Origin of the sequence: Sphingomonas daechungensis (assembly GCF_039543105.1) — a bacterium.
Classification (GTDB): domain Bacteria; phylum Pseudomonadota; class Alphaproteobacteria; order Sphingomonadales; family Sphingomonadaceae; genus Sphingomicrobium; species Sphingomicrobium daechungense.
In genome coordinates, this window is record NZ_BAABJC010000001.1 from 1,226,108 (window position 1) to 1,243,891 (window position 17,784).

Annotated in this window: 17 protein-coding genes and 1 tRNA gene; 11 read left to right on the top strand and 7 right to left on the bottom strand. The window is 64.2% G+C overall.

Going from position 1 to position 17,784, the window contains the following annotated elements; all coding sequences use genetic code 11:
* Window positions 1-171: 171 nt before the first annotated feature.
* Window positions 172-822 (bottom strand): MarC family NAAT transporter, encoded by a 651-nt coding sequence (locus ABD928_RS06395; protein WP_345167204.1) that lies wholly within the window; start codon window positions 820-822, stop codon window positions 172-174.
* Window positions 823-999: 177 nt separating this feature from the next.
* Between ABD928_RS06395 and ABD928_RS06400 the strand changes: the two genes are divergently transcribed.
* Together ABD928_RS06400 and ABD928_RS06405 are read left to right on the top strand one after the other, a co-directional pair.
* Complete coding sequence (locus ABD928_RS06400) at window positions 1,000-1,710, top strand: HdeD family acid-resistance protein (protein WP_345167207.1); 711 nt, start codon at window positions 1,000-1,002, stop codon at window positions 1,708-1,710.
* A gap of 77 nt (window positions 1,711-1,787) precedes the next feature.
* Window positions 1,788-2,885, top strand: a complete 1,098-nt coding sequence (locus ABD928_RS06405; RefSeq protein WP_187713758.1) for an endonuclease/exonuclease/phosphatase family protein — start codon at window positions 1,788-1,790, stop codon at window positions 2,883-2,885.
* 3 nt (window positions 2,886-2,888) lie between these two features.
* Here ABD928_RS06405 and ABD928_RS06410 read toward each other — a convergent pair whose 3' ends face one another.
* Complete coding sequence (locus tag ABD928_RS06410) at window positions 2,889-4,304, bottom strand: metal-dependent hydrolase family protein (protein WP_345167212.1); 1,416 nt, start codon at window positions 4,302-4,304, stop codon at window positions 2,889-2,891.
* Between the two features lie 176 nt (window positions 4,305-4,480).
* Between ABD928_RS06410 and ABD928_RS06415 the strand changes: the two genes are divergently transcribed.
* The 4 genes from ABD928_RS06415 (at window position 4,481) to ABD928_RS06430 (ending at window position 7,849) form a co-directional block, all read left to right on the top strand.
* Window positions 4,481-4,954, top strand: a complete 474-nt coding sequence (locus ABD928_RS06415) for an META domain-containing protein (RefSeq protein ID WP_345167215.1) — start codon at window positions 4,481-4,483, stop codon at window positions 4,952-4,954.
* 145 nt (window positions 4,955-5,099) lie between these two features.
* A complete protein-coding gene (locus tag ABD928_RS06420) occupies window positions 5,100-6,341 on the top strand; it encodes an arginine deiminase (RefSeq protein ID WP_345167218.1) in 1,242 nt (413 codons plus the stop codon).
* A 4-nt stretch (window positions 6,342-6,345) separates the two neighbouring features.
* Window positions 6,346-6,939, top strand: a complete 594-nt coding sequence (locus ABD928_RS06425; RefSeq protein WP_345167221.1) for an HdeD family acid-resistance protein — start codon at window positions 6,346-6,348, stop codon at window positions 6,937-6,939.
* A 31-nt stretch (window positions 6,940-6,970) separates the two neighbouring features.
* Window positions 6,971-7,849: a hypothetical protein gene (locus ABD928_RS06430; RefSeq protein WP_345167224.1), complete on the top strand. Its 879-nt coding sequence runs from the start codon at window positions 6,971-6,973 to the stop codon at window positions 7,847-7,849.
* Window positions 7,850-7,856: 7 nt separating this feature from the next.
* Here the strand turns inward: ABD928_RS06430 and ABD928_RS06435 are convergent.
* The 3 genes from ABD928_RS06435 to ABD928_RS06445 form a co-directional block, all read right to left on the bottom strand.
* Window positions 7,857-7,932, bottom strand: a tRNA-Glu gene (locus ABD928_RS06435).
* 53 nt (window positions 7,933-7,985) lie between these two features.
* On the bottom strand, window positions 7,986-8,285 hold the full coding sequence (locus ABD928_RS06440; protein WP_187713752.1) for a hypothetical protein: 300 nt from the start codon (window positions 8,283-8,285) through the stop codon (window positions 7,986-7,988).
* Window positions 8,282-8,812, bottom strand: a complete 531-nt coding sequence (locus ABD928_RS06445; RefSeq protein WP_187713751.1) for a DNA-deoxyinosine glycosylase — start codon at window positions 8,810-8,812, stop codon at window positions 8,282-8,284. Before ABD928_RS06445 ends, ABD928_RS06440 begins: the two co-directional genes overlap by 4 nt.
* A gap of 51 nt (window positions 8,813-8,863) precedes the next feature.
* Between ABD928_RS06445 and ABD928_RS06450 the strand changes: the two genes are divergently transcribed.
* The gene (locus ABD928_RS06450) at window positions 8,864-10,033 is read left to right on the top strand and encodes a glycosyltransferase family 4 protein (protein ID WP_187715842.1); all 1,170 of its coding nucleotides are present in this window, start codon (window positions 8,864-8,866) and stop codon (window positions 10,031-10,033) included.
* Between the two features lie 6 nt (window positions 10,034-10,039).
* On the opposite strand, the gene ABD928_RS06455 is transcribed toward ABD928_RS06450, so the two are convergent.
* The gene (locus tag ABD928_RS06455; protein ID WP_345167228.1) at window positions 10,040-10,666 is read right to left on the bottom strand and encodes a PadR family transcriptional regulator; all 627 of its coding nucleotides are present in this window, start codon (window positions 10,664-10,666) and stop codon (window positions 10,040-10,042) included.
* A 97-nt stretch (window positions 10,667-10,763) separates the two neighbouring features.
* Between ABD928_RS06455 and ABD928_RS06460 the strand changes: the two genes are divergently transcribed.
* From ABD928_RS06460 to ABD928_RS06475, 4 genes are read left to right on the top strand one after another with little or no spacing between them, the layout of a single operon-like run.
* Window positions 10,764-12,092 (top strand): replication-associated recombination protein A, encoded by a 1,329-nt coding sequence (locus ABD928_RS06460; protein WP_187713750.1) that lies wholly within the window; start codon window positions 10,764-10,766, stop codon window positions 12,090-12,092.
* Between the two features lie 12 nt (window positions 12,093-12,104).
* Window positions 12,105-13,421 carry a mechanosensitive ion channel gene (locus ABD928_RS06465; RefSeq protein ID WP_345167231.1) on the top strand — a complete coding sequence of 439 codons (1,317 nt, stop codon included), beginning with the start codon at window positions 12,105-12,107 and terminating at the stop codon, window positions 13,419-13,421.
* A gap of 4 nt (window positions 13,422-13,425) precedes the next feature.
* Entirely contained in the window at window positions 13,426-13,770 is a 345-nt protein-coding gene (locus tag ABD928_RS06470) for an MmcQ/YjbR family DNA-binding protein (RefSeq protein ID WP_187713748.1), read from the top strand.
* On the top strand, window positions 13,767-14,618 hold the full coding sequence (locus ABD928_RS06475) for a hypothetical protein (RefSeq protein WP_187713747.1): 852 nt from the start codon (window positions 13,767-13,769) through the stop codon (window positions 14,616-14,618). The genes ABD928_RS06470 and ABD928_RS06475 overlap by 4 nt, the downstream gene beginning before the upstream one ends.
* A 666-nt stretch (window positions 14,619-15,284) precedes the next feature.
* Here the strand turns inward: ABD928_RS06475 and pnp are convergent.
* On the bottom strand, window positions 15,285-17,675 hold the full coding sequence (gene pnp / locus ABD928_RS06480) for a polyribonucleotide nucleotidyltransferase (protein ID WP_345167236.1): 2,391 nt from the start codon (window positions 17,673-17,675) through the stop codon (window positions 15,285-15,287).
* Window positions 17,676-17,784: the final 109 nt, after the last annotated feature.

Consider the following 17,784-nt stretch of genomic DNA (forward strand, 5'->3'; position numbering starts at 1 on the left):
TTGCGGTCACTCCGCCATTTTAGGCGAAGGGCCCCAGCAGCCCAGATATGCGTACAAACGCTCCCGCGATATCAGGGTTAGTCCCGGCATCCCTCGGAAGGCTTCGATGCTCCGCGCAGGCTACATGGGATCAGGGTTTTTCCGCTCGGCCCGGTTGTCGATCGTTCCCGATCAAGCGATGCTCAGACCGTAGAAATCTCCAATGCCGGTCAGCAGGAACTGCACTCCAATGCAGACGAGAAGGAATCCAAAGATCCTGGTCATCGCATCGATGCTGGATGGACCCATCAGCTTGCCAAGCGTCGTAGCTGTGCGGAGCACCAGCCAAGCGATGAGGACGGTAATGGCGATCCCGATGATCGTGCCGCTGTAAACGAGGTAACTCTCCGCGGTGCGCCCGCCAATCTGGGAGGCAGTCGCCACAACAACGGAAATGGATCCGGGCCCCGCAAGGCCGGGCATGGCGAGCGGAGTGAAAGCAATCCCGCCCGCCGGCGCTGGGACGGAGTTGGCCGAGTCGGGCTCCGGGGGCTCGGAGAACAGCATCCTCAGGCCGATCAGGGAAACGATGAGCCCGCCGGCCACCCGAATTCCCGCAACCGAAATCCCGAAGAAGCTGATGATCGCTGCGCCGAGCAAAAGGAAAGTCGCGAGGATCGCGAACGCATAGATGCATGCGAGGCGAGCCTGCCGGTTTCGCGTCTGCTCATCCATCGCGGCTGTCAGCGACAGAAACACCGGAGCAACGCTCATCGGATTCATCACCGGAAACAACGCGCCGATTGTGAGGATGATGGCGTCGACGAAGATGCGGTCCTCCATCGGTCGCGCACGCCCAATACAGTAGGAGCAATCGGCGGCGAGTCAAACGGCCGTAGGAAGCCCGGGGCCGAAGCTTCGCGGTCGGCGATTTGCTATTGGCGTGCTTAGAATGCACCATCGCCGCGCTGATCCAGTCGCGCGTTTGCGCCTTTGCGCCGATGCACGAGATCGCGTCTCATGACAGGACCGACCGAGGTCGCGGTAGCAACTCGTACGACGACCCAGTGCAGGCCGGCCTCCGCAGGAATGGGGGAATCTATGGGCAATGCTTTGACCGCTTCCGGCCAGGAATTGGAAGTTGCGGGAATCCGGCGCGGCTGGTTGCTGGCGCTGGGGGTGGCACTGGTCGCAATGGGCTTGATTGGCCTGGGAATGACATACCGCCTGACGACGATCGCCATATTCTGGATCGGCGTATTGGCGTTCATCGCCGGAGTGGGCCAGCTGTTGGACGCGTTCCATCACAAGGGTTGGGGCGGCCTGATGTGGCATGTGATCATCGGCTTGCTTTACCTCGCGATCGGACTCGCGCTCACTTTGATGCCGGTGAAATCAGCATATTGGCTGACCATGCTGATTGGCGTCGGCTTTGCACTCGCGGGCCTGATGCGCCTCCTGATCATGTTCCAGTTCCGCGGCTATCGAGGCCTGCAACTTTTGCTCCTCGTTTCGGGTCTCATTGGCCTTGGAATGGCGGCCTATGTCTTTCGGATCCTGGCCCTGCCAGAGGGTGAAGCTCTTTCGACCGCGGTGGCAAACCCGGATTGGGCGCGCCAATGGGGATGGATCATCGGCCTGTTCATCGCACTCGAGCTCATCATGGAAGGCATCTCCCAGATCCTGATCGCGACGACCGGCCGATCCTTCCGTCAGGTTCGGTTGGCATAGTCGCGTTCAGGGAATGCCCTGACTTAACGGGGCCGGGATCCGTCCTGGTTCCGCCTCTCACCCGGAAGGGGGCCGTCATGTCTCGTAGCTTGCTCGCTTACGGCGTTTTTGGCGCCCTTCCCTTGATGGCCGGATGCATGACCTTGCCGCCCGAGCGAAGGGTCAGCTGCGAGGACGCATCGCGCCCCCACATCCGCCACAGCGCAAACGGCAAGACCGCCTTCACTGAAATCGATGTGCTGACCTACAATATCGAAGGCCTGCCCTGGCCGGCGCGCAACAACCGGACGCCATTCCTTGAAGAAATCGGCTCCCGCCTCGCCGCATTCCGGTCGGCTGGTACCGGGCCCGACATGATCGTGTTCCAGGAAGTGTTTACCAACGCTGCGTCGCGCGCAGTGACGGCCACCGGCTATCGAAGCATCACGACGGGCCCGAGCACACGGTCGCGGCAGGCGGCCAATACCGAGGGCCCGCTGCCCGGCAGGCGGCGAATCCTCAAGGGCGAAGTTCGGTTCAATTTCCTGTCGAGCGGCCTCGCCATCGCAACCGACTTTCCGATGACCAGGGTCGCTTACAGGCCGTTCGCTCGCGGAAGCTGCGCCGGGTTCGATTGCCTTTCGAACAAGGGCGTCGTCTTCGCCGAGCTGACCATTCCGGGCATGCCTGGGACGGTCGATCTTTACACCACGCACATGAATGCCCAGCGCGCTTCGGGCGTGGAGGCGGAGCGACACATTCCCGCCCATGCGCGGCAGACGGCCGAGCTAGCGGAATTCGCAAGATCCTACGGGACGGACGACAGCGTCACGATCGCGGCGGGCGACTTCAACATGCGCAACTCGGACGCGCGCCATTACACCTTTTCCAAGAAGGTCCCGCTGGAGAACGTCCATTTCTATTGCAGCGAGCATCCCGACCGGTGCGACGTCCGGCAGGAATGGCCGCACGATGACCAATGGCGGCGCGTCCAGAACCTGCAGCTCTTTACCTCGGGCAGCGTCGTGAAGGTGCGCCCCATCCGGGTCGAAGGAATGTTCGATGGAGGGCCGAGCGGGCCGGTCCTGTCCGACCACAACGGCTTCCGAGTCGTGTACGAGTTCAGCTGGCCGGTGGCAGCGAGCGCGCAGGCGCAATGCCCCTTCACACCCACCCCGGTCCAAGCCGCGTCGTAGCGGCTACTGCGACAAGGTATCCTTGTAGATCTTGCCGTCCTTCATGATGATCCGGAAATTCTTGGCTGGGTCGGCAATGAGATTGATGTCGACCAGCGGATTGCCATCGACAAGGAGAAGGTCGGCGTAGGCGCCTTCCTGAACCACTCCGAGCATTCCGGGATACGGGTTCCGCAGGCCCGAGAGCCGCAGCAACTCGCCATTGGTCGAGGTCGCCATGATCAAGGTCTCGGCCGGCGTGTACCAGCGCGTGAGCGATGCCAGGATCGCGCCCTGCCGCGCTGCGAGCGCACGCGAGAACAGGACATCGGTGCCGAAGGCCGTCTTGATTTTGTACTTCTTCGCGAGCGCGTAGGAGCGCGCGATCCCCGGCCAGACCTCTTCTGCTTTCGCGCGTTGAACCGATCCTTCGGGAAGGCCCGTCCGCATCTCCTCGGGGAGCGGCTGCATGCTCAGCCAGATGCCTTTGGACGCAATCAGCTTCGCGTCCGCCTCGTTCATCAGGAACCCATGCTCGATGCATTTCACGCCAGCGGCGACAGCGACTTCGATTGCCTCGGGAGTGAAAGCATGGACGGCGACATAGGTCCCCCAATTGTGCGCCGCCTCGACCGCCGCATGAAGCTCCGGCTCCGTGAAGGTGACGACGTCGATCGGACTGAACGGTGACGAGACACCGCCGCCGCCCGTCAGCTTGATCTGGGATGCCCCCTGCATGAGCTGCTCGCGGACTCGAACCCGGACCTCGTCGGGACTGTCGGCGATCGCAAAGCCGCCGATCTGCTCGCCGCGCGTCGGTGGCCCGCCGATTTGGCGGGGAAGGTCGGACAATGAACGGAAATCACCGTGGCCGCTGGTCACCGTGATCATCGCCCCCGAAGGATAGATCCGCGGTCCCGTATAGTATCCTTCGTCGATCGCGCGCTTGAGCCCGAACACCGGGCCGCCCACATCGCGGACCGTGGTGAAACCGCGCAGCAGCGTCGCTTTCGCCTCGTCGGCAGCAACGAGATTGCTGTAGCCGACGTCGCCGGTGATCGTATCCGCAGGCGGCAGGGCGATCAGCATCGCGTGCCAATGCGCGTCGATCAGGCCCGGCATCAGAACCCGCCCCCCGCCGTCTATCACACGCGTGTTCGCATCGGCTGGCACCGAACTGGCCGAGACGCGCTCAATCAGGTTGCCGCGGACGAGGACGTTGGACGGTGGCGAAAGCACCGCGCTCTTGCCGTCGAAGACGCGGACGTTCTGGAACAGGGTCGCGCCGGTTTGCGCGGGCGTGTTCTGCTGCGCTGCCGCGGGCTGCGCAAAGCCGAAGACCAGCGCGGCAAGCAATAAAGGCGAACTGAATCTGCGCTTGCGGCGGGCCTTGGCTGGTCCGTGGTCACGCTGTGCTCGGGGATCGGGACGCTCGGTCATGCTTCGTCCTTTCGTCCCGTTTTCTACACTACGGTCATCCTCGCGTCACGGCTGCCTCCGTCGCTCATTCGCCGGACGACGCTAAGTGACTGGGCATCCGAACTTATCCCGATGCCCCGGGCCTCCGGCTGCTCCTACTGCACATGCTCGCTTCCACCCGAGGCTTGGAGGTCACCATGATTTCGAACCGACGTTCAATTCGCTCTGCGGCCGCCCTCAGCTTGCTGTGCGCAGTCACGGTCGCCTGTGCCACAAACGAGCCGTCACCTCCGGCTTCGGCGGCCGGACCGGCGCTCGTCGGGACCGAGTGGAAGCTGGTCGAGTTCCGGTCGTCCGACGATTCCATTGGAGCGATCCGGCCGGGCGTTGACGAGGTCTACACCCTTCGGCTGGAGCCCGGCGGCAATGCCGTGATGACTCTGTTCTGCAACCGCGGCACCGGCCAATGGAAATCGCCTGACTCCACGGCCAAGATGGGCAGCCTGACGATCGAGCCCGGCATCAGGACCCTCGCGGCCTGTCCGCCGAGCCCGCTCGAACGGCTCGGCGACGATTTCGCGCATGTGCGGACGTTCGTGATTGCCGACGGCAAGCTTCATCTCAACCTGAAGATGAGCAGCGGTGACTATGTCTGGGAACCGGCCAAATAGGCGAATTGGGTAGGCCGGCTGCGTCGGTAGTTTCCCTGATTACCCCAGCCGCCTTCGCTCCGTAGGCAGGCTGTTCCGCTGCGCCTTTTCCGATCGCTATTCGATCGCGCGCAGCCGGGCCGTTGGCGCGTCAGAAGGGGTCGTTATGAACGAGACCGCATTCGGTGTTCACTCGGAGGTTGGGCAACTTCGGAAAGTCATGGTTTGCTCCCCTGGTCGGGCGCACATGCGGCTCACGCCGAGCAATTGCGACACTCTGTTGTTCGACGACGTGATGTGGGTGGACGTTGCCAAGCGCGACCACCTCGATTTCATGTCCAAGTTGCGCGACCGCGGTGTCGATGTGGTCGAGATGCATAACCTGCTCGCAGAGACGGTCTCGATTCCGGAAGCACGCGCCTGGATCCTCGACAACGAAGTCGTCGCGAACGAAGTCGGGCTGGAACTGCTCAATGAAGTCCGGGCGTACCTCGACGAAATGCCAGCGCGCGAGCTGGCGGAAACGCTGATCGGCGGCCTTTCGACGGAAGAATTTCCCGAGGCTATCGGCGGCGACAAATTGAAGCTCGTGCGCGATGCGGCCGGCGTTTCCGAATATCTGCTGCCGCCGCTTCCGAACACGCTCTACACCCGCGACACGACCTGTTGGATCTACGGCGGCGTCACGCTCAACCCGCTTTACTGGCCCGCCCGCCACGAGGAGACGATCCTCACGGCAGCCATCTACCGTTTCCACCCCGACTTCGCCGGCAAGGTCAACGTGTGGTGGGGAGACCCGCTGAAAGAACACGGACTGGCCACGCTCGAGGGCGGCGACGTCATGCCCATCGGCAAAGGCAACGTCCTCATCGGAATGAGCGAGCGCTCCTCGCGTCAGGCTATCGGGCAACTGGCAGCGACATTGTTCGAACGCGGCGCCGCGGAACGCGTCATCGTGGCGGCAATGCCGAAACTGCGCGCCGCCATGCACCTCGACACGGTGTTCACCTTCGCAGACCGCGACTGCGTCCTCCTCTACCCCGATATCGTCAACAGCATTCGGACCTTCTCGTACCGTCCGGGCAAGGGCGGCGAGCTCGACTTCCGGCAGGACTCAGGCTCGATGGTCGAAACCGTCAGCGAGGCGCTCGGGGTCAGCCGCATGCGCGTCGTCGAGACTGGCGGAAACGCCTACATGCGGGAGCGGACCCAGTGGGACAGCGGCGCCAACCTGGTGTGCGTCTCCCCGGGGGTCGTCTTCGCTTACGACCGCAACACATACACCAATACGCTCCTCCGCCGCGAGGGCATCGAAGTCATCACCATCGGCGGCGCCGAGCTTGGACGTGGCCGCGGTGGGGGCCACTGCATGACGTGTCCCATCATTCGAGACGCGATGGAGGATTGAGCACATGGAGCAGACCGCAGAAGCATCAGCAGAACCCGCCGCATCGGCTCCGCCCGTTGCATCGAAGGGCCCGTCGCCGATCATAAGCAGGTTGATGGGCTTGCTGTTCATCGTCGCCGGAGTCGTGGCGCTCTCCACCCCGGTTCATTCGACAATGCTGATGACGATGTTCATCGGTGCCTCATTGCTCATTGCCGGCGGCGCCCAGATTGCGCATGCGTTTTCGAAGAGTTGGGGAAGCTTGATCCTCCACATCATCCTCGGCCTCGCCTACGCCCTTGTCGGAGCCATCTTCCTGTTCGACCCGATCGGGGGGGCGGTTGTCCTGACCAAGTTCCTTGCGTGGCTGCTCCTCATCCAGGGCGTGAGCCAGGCCTGGCTCGCTTTCACGGCGCGGCCCGCCCACAATTGGGGATGGCTGCTGGTCTCGGGAATCGTGGCCTTCCTCGCCGGCCTGTGGCTGCTGATGCGCTGGCCAATTTTCGCCTTCACAATGCCCGGCTTCATCCTCGGCATCTCCTTGATCTTCGAGGGATGGGCATTCCTGCTGATGCGCCGCAAGGCGGACGATCACACCCCCGCTCCAGCGAGTGCGTGATCGCTTCGCTGGCGGTTGAACGGCCATTGCCGTGCGCATCGCGGCAGTGACCTTTCTCGCGGGCGCGATGCTGGTCGTGCCCGCGAATGCATTGGCCCAGACCGCAGACCCTTCGGACAGGGGCGACGCCGCCGATTTCCGGGAGCATGATGAGGACGGCGAGCCCGAGCCATACGAATATGGGCTGGATGGAATGCCGAAGCCGTCGCGGTCACTCAACATCAGTGCGCCGCTTCTGTTCGACACCAACCCGGCCTGGGCGTCGAGCGGTTCGTCGAGCGCGTTGTTGTTCGCACCTTCCGTGGCGGTTCGATATTCCCATCCGGGCCTGATGCCCGGCTGGGACTTGCAGCTTGACGCAAGCGCGGACGCCGACCTTTTCTCGAAAGATCCCGATGAGGTGAACGAAGCGCGTCTCACCGCAAGGGCGACGCTGTTTCACGAGCTTGAGGACACAGGCACGTTTTCTTTGCGGATCATGTCGCGCTGGACCTACGTCGGCGAGGACTTCAGCCAATTCGATCATGCGCAGCAGCGCTACACGGTGTCATTTGCTCCGAATATTTCGGACAAGGTCGGCGCATCGGTGAGCGCCGAATATCGGGCTTCTCCCGAAGCCCGTGAGCGGCGCTTCGTCGGCACCGGGAACATCGACGTAACGCTAGTCGAAAGCAAAGGCCTGCGGCTCGGCTTCTTCCAGGAGCTTGCATTCTCCCGGTTTACCGGCGGGTCGAACGACGGCCGGACCGACCTGCTTTCATTAAGCGAACTGTTACTGACACCGAATTGGAGCTTGCCGAACGGCATGCGGCTGTCGTTCGCGGCATCGCTCAACCACCGCTTCTCGAACCGCGAGCGTTCGCGATTCACGGCATTGCAGGTGGGACCAACTCTCGGGTGGCGGTTCTAGACGCTGCTGGTGACCCCTACGGGACTCGAACCCGTGTTTTCGCCGTGAGAGGGCGACGTCCTAGACCGCTAGACGAAGGGGCCTTCGCGAGAGGCGTCGGGCATATGTGGGCTTGCGCCCACCGAGTCAATCTCGCCTAGGCGTCACGCTCGCTGAGGTAGCGCATCAGCTCGGCCAGAGTCGCTTCCATCTGGTCCTGCATCTGTGTGACCAGCTCGTTCTCACGCATGCCGACATGGTCGAGCGGTTTGGAGTAGCTGTCGGAAAACGCTTTCAGATCCTCGCGGTCGAAAACGCCGCGCGCGACCAGCTTCGCGAGGATCACCAGCAGGCCGTTGGTGTTGGCTATGGTGCCGGCGACCAGGGCCTCGTCGACCATCGACAGCCTCTTGTCGCTGTCCAGCTGGTCTTCGTCGTCTTCGATATCGGTGGTCATCGATTCCCTTTTTGGCCCGATTGCCCGCGCGCACAAGGGGGCGCCCCGCAGAATGGCCGTAGCTGAGCCCAGACAGCCGCCTTTTCCTGAAATGGCCGGGTGTTGGCCGGGCTGGACGAAGGCAGATCGATCAAGCCTACGCGTTGGCCGTGACCGATGAGCTTCCGGCCGATCGCGGCCGATGTTCCGCCGTTAAAGGCGATCGCTTCGAGATGCTGAAATTTCTCCACGAGCCGCTCGATGCCATTGTGATTGGCAAGGCGGATTGCCTGGTCGAGGCTCCCGTGCCGTTGCGCGGAGCCGATGACGTCCCACAACCCGATGCGATGATCCGCAAGACAATCGAGCCGGTCTTGATAGGAAAGCTCGGGCAAGGCTTCTCCGATGACCTGTCCAAGCAATCGCCAGAACTGGTTCTGAGGATGGGCGTAATACTGCCCGGCAGCGAGCGACGCGTCGCCTGGCAGGCTGCCGAGGACGAACAGCCGCGCATCGGACCTCGCAATTGGTCCGAGACCGACTTTCATTCCGCCTGATTGCATTGCCTTTATGGCTCCCACCATTAAGTGCTGCTGCCCGTGGAGCCCAACGAGATCCGAGTTGCCCTGGTTTCGGGCAATTACAACTGCGTTCGCGACGGCGCCAACAAGGCGCTCAACCGCCTTGTCGGTTATCTGTTGCGGCAGGGCGTGCACGTGCGCATCTATTCCCCGACGGTCGAGCACCCGGCGTTCGAGCCGACCGGCGACCTCGTCAGCCTTCCTTCAGTGCCGATCCCCGGACGGTCCGAATATCGGATCTCGCTTGGCCTGCCGCCACATGTCCGCAAGGACCTCGCCGAGTTCGCGCCCAACGTCGTTCACGTCTCGAGCCCGGACTTCTCCGCGCATCGCGCCGTAAGCTGGGCGAGGGCGCGCGGCATCCCGGCCATCGCCTCCGTCCACACCCGCTTCGACACCTATCTCGCTTACTACAAGCTCGGGAACCTCGAACCGATGGTTCGCGCCATTCTCCGCCGGCTCTACCTGCGGTGCGATGCCTTGGTCGCGCCATCGGAATCCATGGCGGCCGTCCTTCGCGCGCAGCGCATGAACCGCGACATTTCGATCTGGAGCCGGGGCGTCGACCGGGAGCATTTCAATCCGGGCCGGCGCGACATGGCATGGCGGCGGAGCATCGGGATCGCGGACGATGAATTCGTAGTCCTCTTTCTCGGGCGACTGGTGATGGAGAAGGCGCTTGATGTCTTCTCGGATGCGATGGACGAGCTCGGCGAGAAAAACGTGAAGCACCGCGTCCTGATCGTGGGCGAAGGTCCGGCGCGAGGCTGGCTCGAGGAACGCCTGCCCGATGCGATCTATACCGGCCATCTCGCCGGCGACGACCTTGCGCGGGCCGTGGCGAGTGCGGACGTGATGCTCAATCCATCGGTCACGGAAGCATTTGGAAACGTGACACTGGAGGCGATGGCCTCCGGCCTGCCCGTCGTCGCCGTCAACGCGACCGGGGCGACCAATCTCGTCATCCACGGCCAATCCGGCTTCCTTGCCGAACCGGGCGACTATGAAACGATCGCCGACGAATTGGCGACCTATGCCGCCGACCCCAAGCTACGGCGCAAGCACGGCCAGGCGGGGATCAAGGTCGCCCAGGGCCGCGATTGGGACCAGATCAACTCGGCGGTGCTGCGAACGTACAGCCGCGTGATCGAGCGCAAGAAACGTCACGCCCGGCTCACGCGGCGGTAATCCGGCTTACTTCAGGCGCTCGATGCGCTGGGCGGCTTCGTCGAGGATCGCCGTGATTTCGTGCGTGAGGTCTTCGTCCCAGCCGACGCGCGACACGCGGTTGCGAACGGCCGCCATCAGGTTCTGGATGCCCCGGCCGATCGTCGCTCCGCCGCCGTGGGATTCCTTGGGGGCGATGTCCTTCAGGCGATCCAGAAGCGCTTCGATCTCGTCGGCTTTTTCGTCGAGATGCGCGCGGCCTTCGTCGGTGACCTGGAACGGCTTGCGCGGTCCTTCGCCGGTAGCTTCCTCGATCAGGCCCATGTCTTGGAGCAGGGTCAGGGTCGGGTAGACCACGCCCGGGCTCGGCGCGTATTCGCCGCCGGTCAGTTCCTCGATCGCGCGGATGAGGTCGTAGCCATGGCGCGGCTCGTCGGCGATCAGCTTCAAGAGGACAAGCCGAAGCTCGCCGGACTCGAACATGCGCCTGCGAGCGCGTCCGCCGCCGTGGCGACCGCGAAATCCATTGTCGTCGAATTCAAAGTGGAAGGGTCCCCAACCGCCCGAACGGCGGCCCATGGCGATCAGGCCCTCCGGCAGATTGATCTGGAAGCGGCCTCGAGGGTGGCACCCGTGATGTCGGTGATGTCTCATATCTTTCCTTTCGATGCATCTGAGATATATCTTAGTAACATCTTCGACAAGATCGGGTGATGCATTTTTTTGGCCGCTGCTCCAAAGCGTGCCGGAGATGGCCGACCTGTTCAGCGACACCGAGCTTGAGGACGCGCAGCCCTCCGCGGCTGCGAACGCACCGCTTGCGGATCGCCTCCGGCCGCAAAATCTCGGCGAGGTCGTTGGCCAGGAACATCTGACCGGACCCGACGGCGCGATCGGGCGAATGGTCGCAGCCGGTAAATTGTCGTCGATGATCCTTTGGGGTCCGCCTGGGACCGGGAAGACCAGTATTGCGCGATTACTCGCGGACGCGGTCGGCCTTCGCTTCGTCCCCATCTCCGCGGTCTTCTCAGGGGTCGCGGACCTCAAGAAGATCTTCGCCGAAGCGAAGACCGCCGCGCGAGCGGGGCAACGCACTCTGCTTTTCGTGGACGAGATCCATCGCTTCAATCGCGCCCAACAGGACGGCTTCCTGCCTTACGTGGAGGACGGCACTGTCACTCTCGTCGGCGCGACCACGGAGAATCCGAGCTTTGAGCTCAATGCCGCTTTGCTTTCGCGCTGCCAGGTACTGATCCTGCGCCGGCTGAACGAGGAGGCACTCGACACGCTCATCCAGCGCGCGGAGGCCGAGACGGGCCGCGCCATACCGCTGACCAAGGATGCCCGCGACGCGCTGGTCGCCAGCGCGGACGGAGACGGGCGCTTCCTGCTCAACCAGGTCGAGACCCTCTACGACGTCGATCTCGACCAGCCGCTCGATCCGGCCGGAATGGCCGCTCTGCTTCACCGGAGAGTGCCGGTCTACGACAAGGACCGGGAGGGTCACTACAACCTCATCTCCGCGCTCCATAAGACGATCCGGGGCTCCGACCCGCAGGCCGCGCTCTATTATCTCGCCCGCATGCTGGTGGCGGGTGAGGAGCCGCTCTACGTGCTCCGCCGCCTCACCCGCGCGGCGATGGAGGACATCGGCTTGGCGGACCCTCAGGCGCTGGCTCAGTGCCTCGCCGCCAAGGACGCCTACGACTTTCTCGGCTCACCCGAAGGCGAGCTCGCGATCGTGCAGGCCTGCCTCTATTTGGCGACAGCCCCCAAATCGAACGCCGCCTACATGGCGCAAAAGTCGGCCTACCGCAGTGCCAGGGACACCGGCTCGCTGATGCCGCCCTCGCATATTTTGAACGCGCCGACGCGGCTGATGAAGGACATCGGCTACGGCAAGGGCTATGCCTACGACCATGACGCCGACCAGGGCTTTTCCGGGCAGGATTACTGGCCTGAGGAAATGGATGCGCAGACGTTTTACGAGCCTAGCGAGCGCGGCTTCGAAGCCCGTATCGCTGAGCGCATCGCCTACTGGAACGAGCTTCGCGAGAAGCGCATGAAGGACGACGAATAAGGAGGGGTGACCATGTACCAGACCGAAGCGCCGGCAGCCTATTGGCGCGACCAGCTGATCCAGTGGGGACCGCGCGTCGTCTTCGCGATCCTGATCCTCGTCGCGACGCATTTCGTCGCCAAGGGCGTCCAATGGGGCGTCGCCAAGCTGATCGACCGCATGCCGGTCCTGAAGCGTCATCCGCAGGCCGGCGTCGACTCGGTCGGAACCGAGCTTGGGCGGCTGGCCTATTGGCTGGTCTGGCTTGTCGGCCTGGTCGCGGCGCTGCAGCCGCTCGGTCTCAACGAAGTCCTTACCCCGGTCACCGTGATGACCAACGAGGTCTTCGCCTTCATCCCACGGCTGATCGGTGCGGGACTGTTGTTCTTCGCCGGGCTGATCTTGGCGCGGATCGTTCGCCACATCGTCGAGGCGGCGCTCGGCGCACTCAACCTCGAACGGCTGTTCAGCCGCGCAGGCATCCCGATCGGCGATGCGCCGCTGGCCGTCGACGAAAGCGGCATTGCTCAGGATGGGGTAGCGCCGGCCCGCGGCTCGATCGCCAAGGCGGTCGGAATGACCGTATCGGCGGTGATCATCATCTTCGCCGCCATCGGTGCGCTCGGTGCGCTGAACATCGCGACCATTTCCGAGCCCGCGACGGCGATGCTTCAGTCGATCGCCTTGTCGATCCCGAATGTGCTCGCGGCGCTGATCATCCTCGCCATCGCGTTCCTGATCGGCCGCTGGGGCAAGAGCGTGCTGGAGACGGTGCTTCCGGGTCTCGGCTTCGACAATGCCTTGCGAGCGCTTGGCATCATGCCGGTGTCGTCGGTGCCGTCCCGGGTCGTCGGCAATATCGCGATGACTGCTGCTCTGATCGTTGGAATCATGGAGGCTGCCCACAAGATCGGCGGCGATTCCACCGCGGCGCTGCTGTTCCAGGTGACGGCGCTCGGCGGGAAGGTGATCTTCGGCACGGTCATCATCGTCGTCGGCATCTTCCTCGCCCGTATCCTCTCCAACCTCGTCGGCAGCTCGACCGGGGAGTCGAGCTACGCGGAGACGATCATCAAATATGCGATCATCGCCCTGTTCACCGCGATCGGCCTCACCTTCATGGGGCTTGCCGACCAGATCGTGATGATGGCGTTCGGCCTGATCCTCGGCTCCGCGGCGGTCGCCTGTGCCATCGCCTTCGGCCTCGGGGGCCGCGACACGGCGGCGAGGATCCTCGAGCAGTGGACCGACCAGCAGATGCCGCAGACCCGTCGCCCTGCCCCGCCACCGCGGCTGAAGAAGCCGGCCGAGGTTGCCCCGGAGGACGACCGCCAGCCACCGCTGGTATGAGGCCATGACCTGGGAGGAGGCGGTCGAATATGCGCTCGGCCTGCCCGATACCGAGCTGTCGACGAGCTACGGGCAGCCGGCGGTCAAGGTCGCCTCCAACGGACGCGCCTTCCTCTTTCCGGGCCGCGAAAGCGACACCGCGTTCGGCGTCGCGCTCGATCTCGACGGCATCGAGGTGCTGAAGGAGACCGAGCCGGAGACCTACTTCCAGACGCCGCACTACGAAGGCTGGCCCGCCGTGCTGGTGCGATATGCCGCGGCGGATGAAGAGCGGGTCCGCGAGGTCATCACCCGCTCGCGGGACTGGTCGGCCGCGCGCCCGAAAGCGGAGCCGCGCAAGCGCAAGTGAGCCGGTTCGAAAGTTACATCGCGATCGACTGGTCGGGCGCGAAGGGGCGACGGCACAAGGGGATCGCGATTGCCGAAGCGCGGCATGACGCGCCGCCGCGGCTGATCCGGCCGGGGCACATCTGGTCGCGGGAGGAAGTGCTCCGCTGGCTGATCAAGCGCGCGGCCAGGGAGCCGACCCTGTTCGGCTTCGACTTCAGCTTCGCTCCACCCATCGTCGAGCGCGGCGAATATCTGATCGACGAGCCCGGCGTGCCGGACACCGCGCGGGAGTTCTGGGCCTATGTCGATGCCCGCTGCGACGACGAAGACCTCGGCGCCGCGAGCTTCCTCGAGCACGTCCACCGCAAGCATTTCTATTTCGGCATCGCCGACGGGGTGAAGGCCGACTTCGTCCGTTTCCGCCAATGCGACGCCCGATTGAACGCGCAAGGCGGCCGCAAGACGGCCAGCGCATACGACGCGATCGGCGCGGCGCAGGTCGCCAAGGCAAGCTTCTCCGGCATGCGGCTGCTTCACCGCCTGGACGGCAAGGTTGCGATCTTCCCGATGGACCCGCTGCCGGAAAGCGGGAGCGCGGTGGTCGAGATCTACACGCGCATCTACCTTCGCCGTGCGGGCATGAGCGGCACCAAGCTCCGCACCCGCGCCGAGCTCAATGCGGCGCTGGACGGGCTTGGCAGCCGGCGAGTCCGCCTTGGCTTCGAACCAAACGACCACCAGACGGACGCGCTGGTCACCGCGGCGGGAATGCGGGCATTGGCGCGAGAGGAACCGCGGGCGTTTGCGCCGGAGGGGCTGACTCCGGAGATTGCGCTGACGGAGGGGTGGACGTTCGGGGTGCTGTAGGACTTCTCCCGAGGGCAAGTTGACCAAATTGACTGTGCCGCGCACGCCGGTGCGGAGTGCGAATGGTCCCAATGTTCGCAGTAACGGGGCTGTTTCGCGCGCGCGGGACGGGATCGAAGGGGATCTGTTCGGACACATAGTCCTCCGCCGCCGCGTTGGCGGCGAGGAGATCGGCGGCGGACAAAGTCACGGGAAAGCGCTCGACCAGCTGCCGGTTGAACTCGTTGCGATTGTACTTCCTGCTCATCTGGCAGGGTAAGGCACAAAAAGGGGGTTGTAGGACAGCACGAACTGCCGAGCGCAAGGGAGCGAATGCAAAGCATTCGGGAGCTTGGGCGAAGAGCCAGAGAGTGCCGGCCGGCGCGCGAGTAAGCGGCCTACTCCGGTTCCGCTCCGCCACGGCCTTCGGTCTCATCGGAGATATCCGATGAAGATATCAAATCCATGTTTGATGACCTGAAGAACTCAAAATAGCGTTCAGCCGCCTTCGCGTCGATATGCCCTTGTACTGCGTCGGCAGTCGCTCGTAGGAGGCGACCCCCAACAAAAAGGCCCCGGATCGCTCCGGGGCCTTCTCATTTCTTGGCACTGCTGAGTGACCGGCGTGGCGGTGAAGGGACCCCTCCACCAGCTACGCTGGTCCCCCTCCCCGTTCCGGGGAGGATTTTAGTCCTCGTCGTTGCCGCCCGTCAGGAAGGCCGGGGCGAACTCGGGCGCGTTGCCTTCGTTTTCTCCGCCTTCGCGCTCACGGCCCGGGCCGCGGTCGCCGCGTCCTTCGCCGCGCGGGCCACGGTCGCCGCCTTCACCGCGAGGACCACGGTCACCACGGTCTCCACGGTCACGGCGCGGGCCGCGATCGTCGCGTCCGCCGCCACGGCCATGACGGCCGCGATCGCCACGGTCACCGCGCGGGCCACGGTCGCCGCCTTCACGCGGCTCCCTCGGCGGGCGGGTGTCCGGAAGCTCTTCGCCTGTCTCCTGATCGACGAGGCGCATCGACAGGCGAACCTTGCCGCGCTGGTCGACCTCGAGCAGCTTGACCTTCACTTCCTGGCCTTCGGTCAGGACGTCGCGGACGTTCTCGACACGCTCGTTCTTGATTTCCGAGACGTGCACGAGGCCGTCCTTGCCCGGCATGAAGGTGACGAATGCACCGAAGTCGACGAGGCTCGCGACCTTGCCGGTGTAGATCGTGCCCGGCTCCGGCTCGGCGACGATGCCGCGGATCCAGTTGCGGGCGGCTTCGATCTTGGCCGGGTCCGAAGACGCGATCTTGATCGTGCCGTCGTCGTCGATGTCGACCTTGGCACCGGTCTCCGCGACGATTTCGCGGATGACCTTGCCGCCGGTGCCGATGACTTCGCGGATCTTGTCCTTGGCGATCTGCATCGTCTCGATGCGCGGCGCGTGAGCCGACAGCTCTTCGCGCGTGTGATCGAGCGCCTTCGCCATCTCGCCGAGGATGTGAGCACGGCCGTCCTTCGCCTGGGCGAGAGCGGTCTTCATGATCTCCTCGGTGATGCCGGCGACCTTGATGTCCATCTGCAGCGAGGTGACGCCTTCCGACGTGCCCGCGACCTTGAAGTCCATGTCGCCGAGGTGGTCCTCGTCACCAAGGATGTCGCTGATCACCGCGAAGTCCTTGCCTTCGAGGATCAGGCCCATGGCGATGCCGGCCACCGGACGCTTCAGCGGAACGCCGGCGTCCATGAGGGCAAGCGAGCCGCCGCAGACCGTCGCCATCGACGAGGAGCCGTTGCTCTCCGTGATGTCGGACAGGACGCGGATGGTGTACGGGAATTCCTCGATCGACGGCAGCATCGGGTGCAGCGCGCGCCATGCGAGCTTGCCGTGGCCGACTTCGCGGCGGCCCGGAGCGCCGAAGCGTCCGACTTCACCGACCGAGTAGGGCGGGAAGTTATAGTGCAGCATGAAGCGCTGGTAGGAGAGACCCTCCAGCCCATCGATCATCTGCTCCGATTCCTTGGTGCCGAGCGTCGTGGTCACGATCGCCTGCGTCTCACCGCGCGTGAACAGGGCCGAGCCGTGCGTGCGCGGAAGGAAGTGGACCATCGCTTCGATCTGGCGGACCGTCTTGGTGTCGCGGCCGTCGATGCGACGGCCTTCCTTGAGGATCGCACCGCGAACGATGTCGGCTTCGAGGCCCTTGACGGCCTTCGAGGCGACCAGCTGCTCCTGCGGCTCGGCTTCGGCGAAGGCTTCCTTGGCCTTGTCGCGGGCGGCGTTGAGAGCGGCGGAACGCTCCGACTTGTTGGTCAGCTTGTAGGCAGCCTCGACGTCCTTGCCGATGATGTCCTTGAGCTTCGCCTTGATCGCCGACTTGTCGTCGCTCTGAGCGAGCTCCCACGGGTCCTTGGCGGCCTTTTCGGCGAGGTCGATGATGAGGTTGCAGATCTTCTGGCTGGCGGCGTGGCCGAACATGACGGCGCCGAGCATCTGCTCTTCGCTCAATTCCTTGGCCTCGGACTCCACCATCATCACGGCGTTCGGAGTGCCGGCCATGACGAGGTCGAGGTCGCCCTCGGCGATCTGAGCCTGGGTCGGGTTGAGGACGTACTCACCGTCGACGAAGCCGACGCGGGCGGCGCCGATCGGGCCCATGAAGGGCACGCCGGAAATGGTCAGTGCGGTTGAGGCGGCGATCATCGCGAGGATGTCGGGCTCGTTCTCGCCGTCGTAGGAGAGGACCTGCGCGATCACGAGGACTTCGTTGTAGAAGCCTTCCGGGAACAGCGGGCGGATCGGACGGTCGATCAGGCGGCTGGTCAGCGTTTCCTTTTCGGTCGCTCCACGCTCGCGCTTAAAGAAACCGCCCGGGATACGGCCGGCGGCCGAGAACTTTTCCTGGTAGTGGACGGTCAGCGGGAAGAAGTCCTGCCCCGGCTTGACCGACTTTGCGGCGGTGACCGCGCAAAGCACCACGGTTTCGCCCATGGTCGCGAGAACGGCGCCATCGGCCTGGCGGGCCACGCGGCCCGTTTCGAGCTTCAGCGTCTTGCCGCCGATCTCGGTTTCAACAGTATGGATTTTGAACATTTATTGTCCCTTCGCCCGGCGGCCGAATGCCTGCCGGGGTCATCATTTGACGGACAGCCGGTCCGTCAGCGGTCGGGGCGTCTGATGAGCCCCATGGACGCCCCGCCGA

What these genes read in the sequence shown, in the direction of transcription:
- ABD928_RS06395 (WP_345167204.1), bottom strand. Translation starts at nt 822, where the DNA reads ATGGAGGACCGCATCTTCGTCGACGCCATCATCCTCACAATCGGCGCG.
- ABD928_RS06400 (WP_345167207.1), top strand. Translation starts at nt 1,000, where the DNA reads ATGACAGGACCGACCGAGGTCGCGGTAGCAACTCGTACGACGACCCAG.
- ABD928_RS06405 (WP_187713758.1), top strand. Translation starts at nt 1,788, where the DNA reads ATGTCTCGTAGCTTGCTCGCTTACGGCGTTTTTGGCGCCCTTCCCTTG.
- ABD928_RS06410 (WP_345167212.1), bottom strand. Translation starts at nt 4,304, where the DNA reads ATGACCGAGCGTCCCGATCCCCGAGCACAGCGTGACCACGGACCAGCC.
- ABD928_RS06415 (WP_345167215.1), top strand. Translation starts at nt 4,481, where the DNA reads ATGATTTCGAACCGACGTTCAATTCGCTCTGCGGCCGCCCTCAGCTTG.
- ABD928_RS06420 (WP_345167218.1), top strand. Translation starts at nt 5,100, where the DNA reads ATGAACGAGACCGCATTCGGTGTTCACTCGGAGGTTGGGCAACTTCGG.
- ABD928_RS06425 (WP_345167221.1), top strand. Translation starts at nt 6,346, where the DNA reads ATGGAGCAGACCGCAGAAGCATCAGCAGAACCCGCCGCATCGGCTCCG.
- ABD928_RS06440 (WP_187713752.1), bottom strand. Translation starts at nt 8,285, where the DNA reads ATGACCACCGATATCGAAGACGACGAAGACCAGCTGGACAGCGACAAG.
- ABD928_RS06445 (WP_187713751.1), bottom strand. Translation starts at nt 8,812, where the DNA reads ATGAAAGTCGGTCTCGGACCAATTGCGAGGTCCGATGCGCGGCTGTTC.
- ABD928_RS06455 (WP_345167228.1), bottom strand. Translation starts at nt 10,666, where the DNA reads ATGAGACATCACCGACATCACGGGTGCCACCCTCGAGGCCGCTTCCAG.
- ABD928_RS06460 (WP_187713750.1), top strand. Translation starts at nt 10,764, where the DNA reads ATGGCCGACCTGTTCAGCGACACCGAGCTTGAGGACGCGCAGCCCTCC.
- ABD928_RS06465 (WP_345167231.1), top strand. Translation starts at nt 12,105, where the DNA reads ATGTACCAGACCGAAGCGCCGGCAGCCTATTGGCGCGACCAGCTGATC.
- ABD928_RS06470 (WP_187713748.1), top strand. Translation starts at nt 13,426, where the DNA reads ATGACCTGGGAGGAGGCGGTCGAATATGCGCTCGGCCTGCCCGATACC.
- pnp (WP_345167236.1), bottom strand. Translation starts at nt 17,675, where the DNA reads ATGTTCAAAATCCATACTGTTGAAACCGAGATCGGCGGCAAGACGCTG.